Raw genomic sequence first — 15,325 nt, forward strand, 5'->3', positions numbered from 1 at the left:
GGCGGCACACAGGGGCGGAGGCGCGCGAAAAACGCCTCCGCCAACAGATTAATCAAGACACCGGGCTGTGCGGCAGGGTGGACGCCCGTGAGTCAGCCCCCAAAGTTTGCGCGAGTCAGCCTTCCTGCGGCCCGGGATCCTTGATGGAACGGGCTTCGGCGAGCGCCCGCAGCGTGCGCGCGTCCGCGATCGCGCGCTGCTTGGCGATGCCCGGCTGGATACCGAGCGCGGGCAGGCTGGTGCCGTCGCTGAGGTTGAGGAACACCCAGGGGTCGCCGGGCCGGAGGTTCACCTGGAGGATCTCGGCCCATTCGAGATGACGCTTGCTGGCGATGTTGACGACGGTGACGCCGGACTCGTCTGCGACGACCTTCGGCCGCGACAGCACGAGCAGCACGCCGAAGAGCATCGCCGCCGTGAGGACGAAGCTGAGGCGCTCCCCGGGGCTGAGCCGCTCCAGGAGCATCGCGACCGTCGTGATGACCACGAAGATGGCGAGACCGGCGGTCAGCAGGACGGCGCGGGTGCGGCCCGGCCGGAAGGTGACGGGGAGGGTGGGCAGATCCGACATGGTGTGCTCCGGATCGCGGTCAGAGGCGGCAGGCGTGGATGGCCGTCGTCAGGATGGCCCGCGCGCCGATGTCGTAGAGGTCGTCCATGATCCGCTGTGCTTCCTTGGCGGGGACCATCGCGCGGACGGCGACCCAGCCCTCGTTGTGCAGCGGCGAGACGGTCGGCGACTCCAGGCCCGGGGTCAGTGCCACGGCCTTCTCCAGCTGCTCGACGCGGCAGTCGTAGTCCATCATCACGTACGTCCGGGCCACCAGGACGCCCTGGAGGCGGCGCAGGAACTGCTGGACCTTGGGGTCCTCGCCGTCGGCGCCGGTGCGGCGGATGACGACGGCCTCCGACTTCATGATCGGCTCGCCGATGATCTCCAGGCCCGCGTTGCGCAGCGAGGTGCCGGTCTCCACGACGTCCGCGATGACCTCGGCGACGCCGAGCTCGATGGCGGTCTCGACGGCACCGTCGAGGTGGACGACGGAGGCGTCGATGCCGTGGTCGGTGAGGTGCCCCGCGACGATGCCCTCGTAGGAGGTGGCCACCGTCATGCCGCCCAGGTCCTCGACGCCCTTCGCCGTACCCGGCTTGGAGGCGAAGCGGAACGTGGAGCGGGCGAAGCCCAGGGGCAGGATCTCCTCGGCCTTCGCGCCGGAGTCGATCAGCAGGTCGCGCCCGGTGATGCCGATGTCGAGGCGGCCGGAGGAGACGTAGATCGCGATGTCACGGGGGCGGAGGTAGAAGAACTCGACCTCGTTCTCCGGGTCGACGATGCGCAGCTCCTTGGACTCGCGGCGCTGCTGGTAGCCGGCCTCATGCAGCATCTCCGCCGCAGGGCCTGACAGGGAACCCTTGTTGGGGACGGCGATGCGCAGCATGAGGTCGGCTTCCTTCGTTCGTTCGTACGGTGCTGTGGTGCGGGTTGCGGCTCAGAGGTGGGCGTAGACGTCGTCCAGGGAGATCCCGCGGGCGACCATCATCACCTGTACGTGGTAGAGCAGCTGCGAGATCTCCTCGGCGGCTGACTCCTTGCCCTCGTACTCGGCGGCCATCCAGACCTCGGCGGCCTCCTCGACGACCTTCTTGCCGATGGCATGGACGCCTTTGCCGACCAGCTCTGCGGTGCGGGAAGTGGCGGGATCGCCGTGGGCGGCCTTGTGCTGGAGCTCGGTGAAGAGCTCCTCGAACGTCTTCTTGGACATGGTGGTCCTCACCCTAGCCGCTGTACCGGCCCGACTACCGCCAGGGTTCAGATACTGAGCGGAGGGTGGCCGCGGTCGCCACCGCGGCGGTCACCGCCTCGTGCCCCTTGTCCTCGTTGGAGCCCTCGATGCCGGCCCGGTCCAGGGCCTGCTCCTCCGTGTCGCAGGTCAGCACGCCGAAGCCGACGGGGACGCCGGTGTCGAGGGAGACCTGGGTGAGACCGTTGGTGACGCCCTGGCACACGTAGTCGAAGTGGGGCGTCCCGCCGCGGATGACGACGCCGAGGGCGACGATCGCGTCGTACCCGCGGCCCGCGAGGACCTTGGCGACGACCGGCAGCTCGAAGCTGCCCGGGACCCTGAGCAGGGTCGGCTCGTCGATACCCAGCTCGTGCAGGGCGCGCAGGGCGCCGTTCACCAGACCGTCCATCACCTTTTCGTGCCACTGTGCCGCGATGACGGCGACCCGCAGGTCTCCGACGTTGCGTACGGACAGTTCCGGTGCACCCTTGCCGCTCACGTCTCTCCTCGTGGTTCTTTCTTACTGGTTGCCGCAGGTGGACACGGGGGCCGTGTCCAGCCAGGGCAGGTCGTGCCCCATCCGGTCCCGCTTGGTGCGCAGGTAGCGGAGGTTGTGCTCGCCCGCCTGTACGGGCATCGGCTCCCGTCCGTTGACCTTGAGGCCATGGCGCAGGAGCGCGTCGGTCTTCTCGGGGTTGTTCGTCATCAGACGCAGGCTGCGGACGCCGAGGTCCGCCAGGATCTGCGCGCCGGCGCCGTAGTCCCGGGCGTCGGCGGGCAGGCCGAGCTCCAGGTTGGCGTCGAGGGTGTCGCGGCCGCGCTCCTGGAGCTCGTACGCGCGCAGCTTGGACATCAGGCCGATGCCGCGTCCCTCGTGGCCGCGCAGGTAGACCACCACGCCCCGCCCCTCGGTCCGGATGCGTTGCACAGAGGCGTCCAGCTGGGGGCCGCAGTCGCAGCGCAGGGAGCCGAAGAGGTCTCCGGTGAGGCATTCGGAGTGGACACGGACCAGGACGTCCTCGCCGTCGCCGATCTCGCCGTGCACGAGGGCGACGTGCTCGACGCCGTCGACGGTGGAGCGGTAACCGTACGCCGTGAACTCGCCGTGGGCGGTGGGCAGCCGGACTTCGGCCTCGCGGCGGACGGTGGGCTCGGCGGCACGGCGGTAGGTGATCAGGTCCTCGATGGAGATGATCGTCAGACCGTGCTTGCGGGCGAACGGGATCAGCTCGGGCAGCCGCAGCATCCGGCCGTCCTCGCCGGCGATCTCCACGATCGCGCCGGCCGGGCGCAGGCCCGCGAGGCGGGCGAGGTCGACGGCGGCCTCGGTGTGGCCGTTGCGGACGAGCACCCCGCCCGGCTTGGAGCGCAGCGGGAAGATGTGGCCGGGGCGGACGAAGTCGTCGGCCCGGGCGGTGCCGTCGGCGAGCAGCTGAAGCGTGGTGGCGCGGTCGGAGGCCGAGATCCCGGTGGTCACGCCGTGCGCGGCGGAGGCGTCCACGGAGACGGTGAACGCGGTCTTCATGGACTCGGTGTTGTCCTCGACCATCTGCGGGAGCTTCAGCCGGTCCAGCTCGTCGCCCTCCATGGGGGCGCAGATCAGTCCGCGGCACTCGCTCATCATGAACGCGACGATCTCGGGAGTGGCCTTCTCGGCGGCGATGACGAGATCGCCCTCGTTCTCCCGGTCCTCGTCGTCGACGACCACGACCGGCCGGCCGGCCGCGATGTCGGCGATGGCCTGCTCGATCGGGTCGAGCGACCAGTCCTCGATGTTGTCGGTGCTGTAGAGGACGGTGGCCGTGGTCATGCGGGCGCTCCTTCCAGGACGGGCCGCGTGCCCCTGCGGGAGCGCAGCCACCAGTCGCGCATGCCCCACAGGACGAGCGCGCCGTAAACGATGTGGACGAAGCCGGAGAAGGCGAAGCCGGCGAGGGCGATCAGACCGATCACGTTGCCGATCATGTCCGGCCACTTGATCTGCTGGTCGAAGAGCGTGAACGCCTCGGAGGTGAGCCAGTTCACCTGGTGGCCCCCTGACTGCCCAGCAGCCGCTCGACGTACTTGGCGATGACGTCGACCTCGAGGTTGACCGGGTCGCCCGGCTGCTTGTGGCCGAGGGTGGTCAGGTCGAGGGTGGTGGGGATGAGGCTGACGGTGAAGTGGTCGGGGCCGGCGTCGACGACGGTGAGGCTGATGCCGTCGACGGTGATGGAGCCCTTCTCGACCACATAGCGCGTCAGGTCCGCGGGCAGCGAGATCTTCACGATCTCCCAGTTGTCGGACGGCCTGCGTTCCAGGACCGTGCCCGTGCCGTCGACGTGGCCCTGGACGATGTGGCCGCCGAGGCGCGCGCCCACGGCCATGGGGCGTTCCAGGTTGACGCGGGAGCCGACGGTGAGGGCGCCGAGGCTGGAGCGCTTCAGGGTCTCCGCCATGACGTCGGCGGTGAATTCGTCGCCCTCGTGCTCCACGACGGTGAGACAGACGCCGTTGACGGCGATGGAGTCGCCGTGCCGCGCGCCCTCCGTGACGACCGGTCCACGCAGACGGAAGCGGGAGGCGTCGTCGAGGATCTCGACGGCGGTGATCTCACCAAGCTCTTCGACGATTCCGGTGAACACTTCCCGGGTCCTCCTGCCTCATTCGGGCACGGACTCCGGGGCTGTCGATGACGACAGAATGTACGAGCAGGAACACCGGGGGCGACGCCGGACGGGACTCGCCTCATGGCGGACCGGTACGGCGGCGCGCACGAATGCCCGCCCGCCGCGCACTGCCTCCCATCCGGACTTTAACCGTCGGTCCAGGAATTTCACCTGGTCAACCGGCCGCTGGAGGCGACCGGGTCGCGGACTGTAACCGCCGGTTCGGACTTTCACCGACCCCGGAGTGCGCTGCTTCTGGTACAGAGCCAGTGTGCCACGCCCGATCGGCGTCCATTCGGGCGAGCGGTGTGGGGTCGATCACAGAGCCCGCCGCTGGACTCCTCGCACCGGCCGGGCGGCCCCAACTCGTACACGTGCGGGGCGGCTTGAGATTGGTCCATACCTGTTGACCGTTATGGTCTAGTCCTTTTATGGTCTGCCCAGGTGAGGGGTCCTCCCCCCCACCCGCGAAGACCGGCCCGGCGGTGGTGACGACGGCCCTTGCCCGCCGCCGGGCCCCCTCATCGTCCCGCTCCCCCGATCTGGCAGGGTGAGCGCATGACGAGCGCGATCGCCGACGAGTTCGAGCGCCACCGCCCCAGGCTGTTCGGCCTGGCCTACCGGATGACGGGCTCCGCCGACGAGGCCGAGGACACGGTCCAGGACGCGTATCTGCGTTTCAGCGGGGCCGACCGTACGGCCATCGAACACCCGGCGGCCTGGCTCGCCAAGGTCGTCACCAACCTCTGCCTCACCCGGCTGACCTCGGCCAGGGCCCGGCGCGAGCAGTACGTGGGGATCTGGCTGCCCGAGCCCGTCGCCACCTCGGACGGCACGCTCGGCCCCCTCGAGTCCGCCGAGCAGCGGGACGCCGTGTCGCTGGCGATGCTGGTCCTGCTCGAGCGGCTCACACCGACCGAACGGGCCGTGTACGTGCTGCGGGAGGCGTTCGCGTACGGGCACCGCGAGATCGCCGACGCACTGGACCTGACCGAGGCCAACTCCCGTCAGCTGTACCGGCGCGCGATACAGCGGATCGGCGAGCCGCAGTCCCGTTTCGAGCCCGCGCCCGAACTGCGGGAGGAGCTGGTCACCAGCTTCATCACGGCGGCCCGCGAGGGGGACCTGGCCGGGCTGGAGGAGCTGCTCGCGGCCGACGTCACATGGTGGAGCGACGGCGGCGGCAAGGTCTCCGCGGCCAGGCGTCCGATCGAGGGGCGGGAGAAGGTCGTCCGCTTCCTGGTCGGCACGGTGCAGAAGTTCGCGACGGGCCTGGACTTCACCGTGGTCGAGGTGAACGGCGCGTACGCACTGGCCGCGTGGGCCGGCGACATTCTCGTCGGGGTGTTCGGGTTCGAGCTGCGCGACGGCCTGATCGCACGGGTGCAGGCCATGCTGAACCCGGACAAACTGGAATTCGTAAGCCGTCAGCTCGCGCGCCCGTAAAAAAATCCCGCAGGGCTGTCACATTTCGCCCGGGCTGCTCGGTCCCAGCTCATGAAGGGCGCTCCGACCGGGAGCGCCCCGTGTCCGAAGGGGCTGAACAGCATGACCACGATCCTGGTGACCGGCGGTACCGGAACCCTCGGCCGGCACGTCACCGAGAGGCTGCGGGCGGAGGGGCACGAGGTTCGGGTGCTCAGCCGGCACACACAGCCGTACGCCGTCGATCTGCGCGAGGGCGGCAGCGGACTGGACGCCGCCGCCGAGGGCGTGGACACGATCGTGCACTGCGCGACCACACCGCGCGGCGGTGACGAGCAGGCGGCCACGAACCTGATCGCGGCGGCCCGGCGCGCGGGCGTCGCCCATGTGGTCTACATCTCCATCGTCGGCGTCGACCGGGTGCCGTTCGGCTACTACAAGACGAAGCTCGCTGTGGAGAAGCTGGTCGAGGCGTCCGGGCTCGGCTGGACCGTGCTGCGGACCACCCAGTTCCACGATCTCCTGGTCCAGCTGTTCCAGGGACTTGCCAAGGTACCCGTCGTGCTGCTGCCGCGCGGTGTGCGCGACCAGCCCGTCGAGGTGAGAGAAGTCGCCGACCGGCTGGCCGAGTTGGCGACGGGCGGGCCCGCGGGCCGGGTCGACGACATGGGCGGTCCCGAGGTGCGGACGTTCCGGTCGCTGGCCCGCGCGTATCTGAAGGCGACCGGGCAGCGGCGGGCGGTGGCGAGCGTCCCGCTGTGGGGCTCGGCGTACCGGGAGTTCCGCGCGGGCGGCCACCTCACCCCGGAACAGGCCGTCGGCAAGGGGACGTTCGAGGAGTACCTGGCCGCACGGTTCGGGGGTGTACGGCGCTGATCAGCTCTGCGGCGGCCTGAACAGTTCCTCCTGCGCCCGATCCCGTGCCGTCAGCAGGGCCCCGCGCAGGACCGCGCCGCCGCCCAGGCTGCTCGCGCGTACCTCCGTGGGCAGGGGCGACAGCCTGGCGAGGCGCCGCTGGACCCGGGCGGCGAGGCTGTCGCCGCCCGCGCGTCCGATCTCACCGGCCAGTACCAGGCAGCCGGGGTCCAGAACGGAGATCACGGAGGCGCCGCCGAGGGCCACCCGGTCGGCGAGGGCGTCGAGGAAGCGCTCGGCGGACGGATCGTCCGCGCCGGCCCGGCCTACGGCCTCCCGCACGTACGCCGCGGCATGCGGTTCGTGCGGCGCGGGCGTCGCCGTCACGCCGCAGCGCGCCGCGAGGTCCGCGACCGCCGCCGCCCCGGTCAGCGAGTGGAAGCCGCCGTCGCAGTCGGTGGCGGAGGGCAGGCCCGCCGTCCCCGGCATCGGCAGGAAGCCGATTTCGCCCGCGCCGCCGGAGGCCCCCCGGCGCAGCGCCCCGTCGAGGACGACCGCGGCGCCGATTCCCATGCCGAGCCACAGCAGCACGAAGGTGTCTCGGTCCCGGGCTGCGCCGTCGCGCTGTTCGGCCAGGGCGGCGAGGTTGGTCTCGTTCTCGACGCTGACGCGGGCGTCCGGGAACCGCTGCTGCAGGGCCGCCACCAGGCGCCGGTGCCACTCGGGCAGGCCGGTGGAGTCACGCAGTTCGCCGCTCGCCGGGTCGATGAGGCCGGGCGCGCCGATCCCGACGGTGTGCAGCCGGTCGGCCCCGGCCTCCTTCGTCACGCGTTCGACCAGGGTGACCGCCTGGTCCACCGCCGGGCCGGTGCCCGTGTTCCCGCCGATCGGCACGGACGCCTCGGCGAGCACCCGCCCGAGCAGGTCGGAGACGACCACGGCGACGCTCTCCAGCCGCACGTCCAGGGCGGCGAGGTGGGCCCGGTCGGCGACGATGCCGTACAGCTTCGCGTTCGGGCCGCGCCGCTGCTCCCCCGCCTCCCCGGCCACCTCGATCAGACCGGAGGCCGTGAGCCGTTCGACGAGGTCGGCGACGCTCGGCCGGGACAGGCCGGTCAGCTGCTTCAACTGGCCTGCCGTCAACGGGCCCTCCTGCTGGAGCAGACGCAGGGCGAGACGGTCGTTGATGGCCCGGGCGGTGCTCGGGGATGCGGGCATGCCGGGATCCTTCCAGATCGGCGGTCCGGCCCGGAGGGGCGCCGGTAAATCCCTGTCTATCTATCAGGCAGGCTCCCTGATAATTTACGCCAAGGCGGGAGGAGACCGGAGAATCGGGGAGGGGCCGCAGAATGGGTGCAGTGGTATACGACGAGCGCGAGGTGAGGCGGGCCCGGTACGCCGTGGCCGCCGTGTTCGCCGTGCACGGCGCGGTGACCGGGTCGTTCGCGACGCGGGTGCCCTGGATCCAGGACCATGCTTCGGTCAGCGCGGGACAGCTGGGCCTCGCCCTCGCCTTCCCCGCGCTCGGCGCGTCGCTGGCGATGCCGCTCGCGGGCGGCGTCAGCCACCGCTTCGGCGCCCGGAACGCGCTGCGCGGCCTGATCACCCTGTGGACGCTGGCGCTGGTCCTGCCCTCCCTCGCACCGAACCTGCTCACGCTCTGCCTGGCCCTGTTCACCTACGGCGCCACCGCGGGCATGGCCGACGTGGCGATGAACGCGCTCGGCGTCGAGGTCGAGAACCGTCTCGGCCGCTCCATCATGTCCGGCCTGCACGGCATGTGGAGCGCGGGCGCCCTGATCGGCTCGGCGGCAGGCACCCTCGCCGCGCACCTGGGCTCGGACGCCCGGCTGCACCACCTGCTGGCGACCGCGGTGCTGACCGTGCTCGGCGTGACCGCGTGCGGCTGGGTGCTCGACCTGCAGCCCGCCGAGGACGAGGAACCACCGCCCCGGTTCACACTGCCGCCCAAGTCGGCGCTGCTCATCGGCGCGGTCGGATTCTGCGCGGTGTTCGCCGAGGGCGCGAGCCTGGACTGGTCGGCGGTCTACCTGCGCGACCAGCTCGGCACCTCCGCGGGTCTCGCCGCCGCGTGCACGACCGGCTTCATGCTCACCATGGCGCTGGCGCGGATCGCGGGCGACGCGGTGGTGAACCGTGCCGGCTCCGTGCGCACCGTCCGCGCCGGCGGCGTCCTCGCCGCCGGCGGTGGACTGCTGATCGTCGTCGCGGGCCATCCCGCGGTGGCGATGGCCGGATTCGCGCTGATGGGCCTGGGCATCGCGGTGGTCGTCCCGCTCTGCTTCGCGGCGGCGGGCCGTAGCGGCCCCAACCCCAGCCAGGCCATCGCGGGCGTCGCGACCATCACGTACACCTCGGGTCTGGTCGCGCCGAGCGCCATCGGCGGAATAGCCGAGGCCACCAGCCTGACGGCGTCGTTCGCACTGGTGGCCCTGCTGTCCTGCGGACTCGTGGTCTTCGCGGGAGTGCTGCGCGCGGGCGACCGCGACCGGCCGAAAGTCAGCGCGCGGGCCGCAGTGGTCCACGAACCGCGACCCTGAACCGGTCGCGCCACAGCGCCGGACGCCCCGTCCCGGCGTCGGGCCGGGACAACGACGCGCGTGACCTTCTCCTCTGGGGTATCGCGCTGCGCACGCCCGTCGTCACTACCGGCTGACCCGCCCGCGCGCCTTCGCGCCCGACCACGTGAAGACGCGGAAGCCGCTGCTGGACGAGGGGGATGTCGTGGTACGACGCGGAGGCTCAGCGCGCCAGCTCGTAGGCGTACGACGGTGTGAAGGTGCCCGGCGCCCCCTTGCAGCCGTCCGACTCCCCCGGCAGCTTCACCCACAGGTAGGCGTCGATCCGGGCCTGACCGGTGTCCAGCGTGGGCGGCCTGCCGAGCTTCCGTCCGGCCGGGTCGCACCACTCCCCGTCGGCCGGGGCGCCGTTGCCGTTGCGGCTGGTGTCGATGACCGCGCCGAGGCTCGCCGGGCCGCCGAGGGCGTCGAGGACCTGCCGGTCGTAGTCGATCTCGTCGGACGTGCGGTGGAAGTTGGAGACGTTGCTGAAGACGCCGTCGGAGGAGGCGGGCGAGGCGGCGCCCGCCTGCCTCAGCAGGGCCGCCTGCTTCGCGGGGGCGTTCCAGCCGGAGTGGCCGGCGTCGTAGTAGACCCGCGCGTTCGGGTTCGCGGCCTTGAGGGCGCGGCCCGCGCGGGACAACGAGGCGAAGCGGTCGGTGCGTTCGCCCGCCGAGAGGCACTCGGCCTGGGCGACCGAGTCGGGTTCCAGTATCACGACGACCTCGCCGGAGCCGAGCCCGGCGGCGAAGGAGTCGATCCATGCGTCGTACGCGCCGAGGCCGGGCGCCCCGCCCTCGGAGGCCCCGCCGCAGTCACGGCCCGGGATCGCGTACGCCACGAGCACCGGCACCCTGCCCTGTGCGGCCGCGCCCGAGGTGACCGTGCGGACCCGTGCGGCGACGGTCGACGGCGAGAAGTCGGCGAACCACACGGCCGCGGGACGGGCGGCGATACGGGACTCGATGACCTGCGCACGGGAGTCGCCGGGGTGGGCGCGCACCCAGTCGAGCACCTGGGACTCGGGGTGGCGGTAGAGCCGGGCGGACGTGGCGACGGTCTGCCGCCCCTTCGTCGGCGAGGGGCGTGCCCTCTTCTTCGTGGGCGAAGGACTGGGGGACGCCTTCGAGGGGGACGCCGACGGCACCGCGGGCAACGGTGCGAGGCTCGGTGAGCTGCTCGCTTCGGGCCGGACCGCTTCGGAGCCGCGCCCGTCGCCGAGCGCGGACAGCATGCCGGTGGCGGTGCCGAGGGCGACCACGGCGGAGGCCGCCACGACCATGACCCCGCGCCGGCCGGCGTGTGTGCCCCGCTCGGCCCGGTGCGCGGCCGGCCTGCGAGTCCGTAAGCCAGGCACAGTGCCGCTCCCCCTCCCCTTTACCCGGTCGGCTCCGGGGCGCTCTCCGGGCGGCGGGCGTGTTCCCCCGTTCTGGGGAAGCGTCGGGCCCGCCGGTACGCGGGCCAGCGTAAAGCTGGGACTCTGCCCCCATGGTGCAATGCGAACACGTCACCACTCCCGTCGACGGGGTCATCTCCCGTATGCGCGCGCTCGACTCGACCCTGCCGGCGCGGGACGGCGTCGCGGTCTTCAACCGCGTCTATCTCGCCGTCACCGAGGCGGTCGACCGGCGCATCGACGCCGGCCGGCTGGGGGACGCGCAGGCCGCGATCACGCTGGACGTGCGGTTCGCGGAGCGTTACCTGGCCGCCGTGGAGACCGCCGCCGACGAGCGGCGCCCGCCCGCCTGTTGGCGGCCCGTGTTCCAGCTCCGCCACCATCCCGGCGTACGACCGCTGCAGTTCGCGCTCGCGGGCATCAATGCGCACGTCGGCCACGACCTCGCGCTCGCCGTGGTGGACACCTGTCGTACGCTCGGCTGCGAACCCGCCCACCTGGAGGACGAGTTCGACCGTGTCGGCGATCTCCTCGTCTCGCTGGAGGAGCGCGTCCGCGAGGATCTGATGCCGGGTCCCGACCTCCTCCAGATCGCCGATCCGCTCACCCATCTGCTCGGCGCGTGGAGCCTGGAGCGGGCCCGGGACGCCTCCTGGTCGGCGGCCCGCGCGCTGTGGGCACTGCGCCGACTGCCCGACCTCGCAGAGGAGTTCACCGAACGCCTGGACGCGGCGGTCGGCTTCGCGGGACGCATGCTGCTCACGCCGCTGCCCGACTGATCCGGCCTTCCGGTGGCCGATTCACGCGCACACCCGCCCGAACTCGCAGATGAGCCCGCCACCCAGGGCCTGTACGGCATTGAGGGCCTTCCCTGCCCGACGCCTGCCGCGGTGTGGCCGAGCCTCTGGTCACCCTCGCGCTCGACGCGCGGCCACGGGGGTGTGAGCCGCTGGTGAGGCTCAGCCATCCGAGCACCTCTGGTGAGGCTCAGAGCCTGTGTCTCAGTCCTCCGGGAGCTCGACCGGCGCGATCTCGTCGTACACGTCCCCCGGACCGGGGTTGGTCGCGTCGGTCTGCCCGCCGAGGTGGTGCATGACGCCCCAGACCGCGTTCACCGCGGTCTGGACGGCACCCTCTGCCCAGCCGGCCGTCCAGGAGATGTCGTCGCCGGCGAGGAACAAGCCCCGCTTGTCCTCCGGCAGCCGGTCCTGCATGAAGTGCGTGAACAGGCGCCGCTGGTAGCGGTAGTGGCCGGGCAGGTTGGCCTTGAACGCACCCATGAAGTAGGGCTCGTTCTCCCAGGAGACCGTCACCGGGTTGCCGATGATGTGCTTCCTGATGTCGACCTTCGGGTAGATCTCGCCGAGCGACTTCAGCATGACCTCCATCCGCTCGTTCGGGGACAGCGGCAGCCACTTCAGGCTGTCGTCGCACCAGGTGTAGGAGAGGCAGATGACGGCCGGCTTGTCGGGTCCGTCGTCCAGGAGGTACGTCCCGCGCGTCATACGGTCGGTGAGCGTCATCGACATGACGTCCCGGCCCGTCGGATTTCCCCTGTCGTCGACGGCCTTGTCGAGCCAGAAGGGGCGGTCCACGGGCACGAAGAGCTTGCTGGACTCCATGTAGTGGGTGCGCTCGATCGCGGTCCAGTGGTCGATGGGGAAGAGCGAGTCGTCGCAGGCGATCTTCGACAGCAGCATCCAGGACTGGGCGGTGAAGACGGCCGCCTTGTAGGTGCGGATGTCGCCGTTCGCGTCCGTCACCGTGATCCGGTTGCCGGCGGTGCGGTGCAGCCGGGTCACGGCCGGGCGGGGCTCGCCGTCCACGTGCAGGGACTTCAGCGAGGTCCCGTACGGCCAGTGGAGGATCTTCTCCGGAGCGCGCTCCCAGAGCCGGAGCGGCAACTGCTGGGAGCCGCCGACGATGCCGTGGTGGTGGTCGTCGGCCTCGGTGTAGACGACCCGCAGGATCTCCAGGATGGAGTTGGGGAAGTCGGTGTCCCAGCCGCCGGTGCCGAAGCCGACCTGGCCGAAGATCTCGCGGTGGCGGAAGGACCTGAAGGCCTCGGAGTCGCAGAGGAACCCGTAGAAGGTCTGGTTGTCGAGCTTCTCGACGAGCCGCGACCAGATCTCACGGATGCGCGGGACGTCGCGCTCGCGCATGGCGCGGTTCATGTCGGAGAAGTCGGCGCCCTCCTCCAGGCACTTGTTCCACGCGTTCGCCACGTCCCGGTAGACCTGCGGCAAGTCGTCGGCCGTCTCGGCGTAGTGCGACTCGCCCTTGAGGTCGACGACCGTCGAAGGCGTGGCCTCCGCGAGGGGGTTGGGGAAGGGCCGGGTCTCCAGTCCCACCAGGTCGATGTAGTGCTGCAGCGCCGTGGAGGACGGCGGGAAGCGCATCGCGCCCATCTCGGCGGTCAGGGACGGGTCGCAGCCGTCGAAGCCGACGGTCCGCAGCCGGCCGCCGATACGGTCGGCCTCGTACACGACGGGCTTGAGGCCCAGCTTCATCAGCTCGTAGGCGGCCACGATGCCGGACAGGCCGCCGCCGATGACCGCGACCTCGGTGCCGAGCTCGGTCGCCGGTATCTGCCCCAGGCCGGCCGGGTGGGCGAGGAAGTCGTCGTACGCGTACGGGAAGTCCGGACCGAACATGGTGATCGGCAGTCGCTGCTCGTCAGCGTGCTCGACGGCGTTGGGCACGGTGGACGTCATGGGGTACGGACTCCTTGCGCGAAAAGAGCTGGGGGAGGGCTGGGCGGGGTTCAGACGAGGGAGCCGTAGAGGCCGGGGCGGCGGTCCTTCAGATACGGGTTCGCCTCGCGGGAGGCGGCGAGCAGCACGGGGTCCACGTCGGCGAGGAGGAGCTCCTCGCCGCGGCCGGCACGGCCGCGGGCGACCCCGTCGGGACCGGCGAGCGTGGAGAGCCCGACGAACTCGAACTCGCCTTCCTGGCCGACCCGGTTGGTGTACGCGACGTACATCTGGTTCTCGAAGGCGCGCACCGGGACCAGGGACTCGGCGACGAACTGGAAGGGGTGCATCTGCGCGGTCGGCACCAGCAGGAGGTCGGTGCCGGCGAGGGCGTGGGCGCGGACGTTCTCCGGGAACTCGACGTCGTAGCAGATCATCAGGCCGATACGTAGGCCGTTCAGCTCCGCCTGGACGACCGGCGTCGCGCCCGGCGTGAAGTGGTCGCGCTCGAAGCAGCCGAAGAGGTGGGTCTTGCGGTAGTTCGCGAGCCGGGTGCCGTCGGCGGAGATCAGCTGGGCGGAGTTGAAGACGACGTCGGACGCGCGCTCCGGGTAGCCGTAGGCGATCGCGAGCCCGTGCCGGCCGGCGATCTCGGCGATCGCGTCTGCGGAGTCGCCGTCGGCGGGCTCGGCGAGACGGGCGATGTCGTCGCCGATCGCGTACCCGGTCAGGAACATCTCCGGTGCGGCAAGCAGCCCGGCGCCCGCGGCGGCGGCACGGCCCGCTGCCTCGTCGAGAACCTTGAGGTTCGCGGCGACGGAGCCGGGTCGGCCGGAGCTCTGGAGCAGGGCGGTGCGCATGCGTGATCCTCACCGGTTCGGAAGGGTTTGGGGGGCCACATAAACGGTACGGGCGGCGGGCTCGGCCGGACAAGGAGAAGCCGTTGCGCGCCCGTGAGCGGATCGTTGCGCGCATCAGGAGTGGATCGGCGATTCGTTGCGCGGCCTCCGGGGCACCGGCCGCCCGGCCTGGTCAGGCCGTTCCCTGGGTCCTGTCGTCGCGGGGCAGGCGGCAATTCGACGACAGGGCCTAGAGCTCACGCAGCCGCTCCACGATCTCCAGCAGCAGCTCCGGGTCGGCCGCCGGGCCACCCGGCACCGCGGGCCGCGGCGCGTCGATGCGCACCAGGCCGGCCTCGGCGAGGTCGCCGAGCAGCACGCGTACGACGGTCAGGGGCAGGTCGGCGTCCGCGGCGAGCTCGACGAGCGGGCGGGGGCCGCGGCGCACCAGGGCGAGCAGGGATGCCCGTGCGTGGTCTACGCCGGGTGCCTGCCGATCCGTGTCCACGGCTGTGACGTGGGACATCAGATCCAGGGTGTGCCCGGCGGCCGGCCGGGTGCGGCCCCGGGTCACGGTGTAGGGGCGCACCATCGACCCGGTCTCGTCCTCGTACCAGTGCTCGTCGGTCACAGCTGGTTCAGGGACCGTCCGGGTCCACGTCCGCTCGTACGGCGGCGTCCAGGTGCGGGCCGGCCCGGCGGACGAGCAGCGTCATCTCGTGGGCCAGCTGGCCGACGTCGGTCTGCGCCTCGCTCAGCACGGCGAGGCGGCTGCCGTCACCCGCCGGCGTGATGAAGAGGTAGCCGTCCTCGAGCATGACCATGGTCTGGCGCACCGCGCCGGCGTCGAACCGCTCCCCCGCCGAGCGGGCCAGACCGTGGAAGCCGGAGCAGACGGCGGCGAGGTGCTCGATGTCCTGGGGCCGCATCCCGTGCGAGGCGCTCAGCGGGAGGCCGTCCCCGGTGAGCAGCACAGCCTGACGGACGTGCCGGGTCCTGGCCACGAGGTCATCGAGCAGCCAGCCGAGGTCCGTCCGCGGGTGCTCGCGGGCCGGTTCCTCGGGGCTCCCGTCGTCACTGCGCATGATCGGCGTCCGTCCCTTCCT

General features: G+C 71.5%; 16 protein-coding genes, 1 pseudogene and 1 riboswitch. Of the genes and pseudogenes, 4 read left to right on the plus strand and 13 right to left on the minus strand.

Going from position 1 to position 15,325, the window contains the following annotated elements; all coding sequences use genetic code 11:
- Positions 1-115 precede the first annotated feature (115 nt).
- The 7 genes and pseudogenes from ACZ562_RS09930 to ACZ562_RS09960 all read right to left on the minus strand — a co-directional run bounded on the left by ACZ562_RS09930 (position 116) and on the right by ACZ562_RS09960 (position 4,408).
- Positions 116-571 carry a PH domain-containing protein gene (locus ACZ562_RS09930; RefSeq protein ID WP_471175795.1) on the minus strand — a complete coding sequence of 152 codons (456 nt, stop codon included), beginning with the start codon at positions 569-571 and terminating at the stop codon, positions 116-118.
- Between the two features lie 19 nt (positions 572-590).
- Positions 591-1,439, minus strand: a complete 849-nt coding sequence (gene hisG / locus ACZ562_RS09935) for an ATP phosphoribosyltransferase (protein ID WP_471175797.1) — start codon at positions 1,437-1,439, stop codon at positions 591-593.
- A gap of 51 nt (positions 1,440-1,490) precedes the next feature.
- On the minus strand, positions 1,491-1,763 hold the full coding sequence (locus tag ACZ562_RS09940; protein ID WP_471175799.1) for a phosphoribosyl-ATP diphosphatase: 273 nt from the start codon (positions 1,761-1,763) through the stop codon (positions 1,491-1,493).
- 34 nt (positions 1,764-1,797) lie between these two features.
- Entirely contained in the window at positions 1,798-2,283 is a 486-nt protein-coding gene (gene ribH / locus ACZ562_RS09945; protein ID WP_471175801.1) for a 6,7-dimethyl-8-ribityllumazine synthase, read from the minus strand.
- A gap of 21 nt (positions 2,284-2,304) precedes the next feature.
- Complete coding sequence (locus ACZ562_RS09950; RefSeq protein WP_471175803.1) at positions 2,305-3,594, minus strand: bifunctional 3,4-dihydroxy-2-butanone-4-phosphate synthase/GTP cyclohydrolase II; 1,290 nt, start codon at positions 3,592-3,594, stop codon at positions 2,305-2,307.
- Positions 3,591-3,713 (minus strand): annotated as a pseudogene (locus tag ACZ562_RS09955) (nicotinamide riboside transporter PnuC); the annotation flags it as partial. The gene ACZ562_RS09950 and the pseudogene ACZ562_RS09955, both read right to left, overlap by 4 nt.
- Positions 3,714-3,805: 92 nt before the next feature.
- Entirely contained in the window at positions 3,806-4,408 is a 603-nt protein-coding gene (locus ACZ562_RS09960; RefSeq protein WP_471175805.1) for a riboflavin synthase, read from the minus strand.
- Positions 4,409-4,553: 145 nt separating this feature from the next.
- Positions 4,554-4,684: riboswitch (FMN riboswitch) on the minus strand.
- Between the two features lie 306 nt (positions 4,685-4,990).
- Between ACZ562_RS09960 and ACZ562_RS09965 the strand changes: the two genes are divergently transcribed.
- Both ACZ562_RS09965 and ACZ562_RS09970 read left to right on the plus strand, forming a co-directional pair.
- Entirely contained in the window at positions 4,991-5,878 is an 888-nt protein-coding gene (locus tag ACZ562_RS09965; protein WP_471175807.1) for an RNA polymerase sigma-70 factor, read from the plus strand.
- A gap of 102 nt (positions 5,879-5,980) precedes the next feature.
- Complete coding sequence (locus tag ACZ562_RS09970; RefSeq protein ID WP_471175809.1) at positions 5,981-6,733, plus strand: SDR family oxidoreductase; 753 nt, start codon at positions 5,981-5,983, stop codon at positions 6,731-6,733.
- On the opposite strand, the gene ACZ562_RS09975 is transcribed toward ACZ562_RS09970, so the two are convergent.
- A complete protein-coding gene (locus tag ACZ562_RS09975; protein ID WP_471175812.1) occupies positions 6,734-7,930 on the minus strand; it encodes an ROK family transcriptional regulator in 1,197 nt (398 codons plus the stop codon). It lies immediately after the preceding gene.
- Positions 7,931-8,061: 131 nt separating this feature from the next.
- Here ACZ562_RS09975 and ACZ562_RS09980 point away from each other — a divergent pair, with 131 nt between their 5' ends.
- Positions 8,062-9,273, plus strand: a complete 1,212-nt coding sequence (locus ACZ562_RS09980; protein WP_471175815.1) for an MFS transporter — start codon at positions 8,062-8,064, stop codon at positions 9,271-9,273.
- Between the two features lie 202 nt (positions 9,274-9,475).
- On the opposite strand, the gene ACZ562_RS09985 is transcribed toward ACZ562_RS09980, so the two are convergent.
- Complete coding sequence (locus ACZ562_RS09985) at positions 9,476-10,573, minus strand: glycoside hydrolase family 6 protein (RefSeq protein ID WP_471176859.1); 1,098 nt, start codon at positions 10,571-10,573, stop codon at positions 9,476-9,478.
- A gap of 206 nt (positions 10,574-10,779) precedes the next feature.
- Between ACZ562_RS09985 and ACZ562_RS09990 the strand changes: the two genes are divergently transcribed.
- Complete coding sequence (locus tag ACZ562_RS09990; RefSeq protein WP_471175817.1) at positions 10,780-11,466, plus strand: DUF5995 family protein; 687 nt, start codon at positions 10,780-10,782, stop codon at positions 11,464-11,466.
- A 222-nt stretch (positions 11,467-11,688) separates the two neighbouring features.
- Here the strand turns inward: ACZ562_RS09990 and ACZ562_RS09995 are convergent, their stop codons facing one another.
- The 4 genes from ACZ562_RS09995 to ACZ562_RS10010 form a co-directional block, all read right to left on the minus strand.
- A complete protein-coding gene (locus ACZ562_RS09995; RefSeq protein WP_471175819.1) occupies positions 11,689-13,401 on the minus strand; it encodes a flavin monoamine oxidase family protein in 1,713 nt (570 codons plus the stop codon).
- A gap of 50 nt (positions 13,402-13,451) precedes the next feature.
- A complete protein-coding gene (locus ACZ562_RS10000) occupies positions 13,452-14,240 on the minus strand; it encodes a carbon-nitrogen hydrolase family protein (RefSeq protein WP_471175821.1) in 789 nt (262 codons plus the stop codon).
- A gap of 229 nt (positions 14,241-14,469) precedes the next feature.
- Positions 14,470-14,850 (minus strand): DUF742 domain-containing protein, encoded by a 381-nt coding sequence (locus ACZ562_RS10005; protein ID WP_471175823.1) that lies wholly within the window; start codon positions 14,848-14,850, stop codon positions 14,470-14,472.
- A 7-nt stretch (positions 14,851-14,857) separates the two neighbouring features.
- Positions 14,858-15,304, minus strand: coding sequence for a roadblock/LC7 domain-containing protein (locus ACZ562_RS10010; RefSeq protein ID WP_471176862.1), 447 nt, complete (start codon positions 15,302-15,304; stop codon positions 14,858-14,860).
- Between the last annotated feature and the right edge of the window lie 21 nt (positions 15,305-15,325).

Source organism: Streptomyces sp. NPDC040410, from assembly GCF_055595715.1.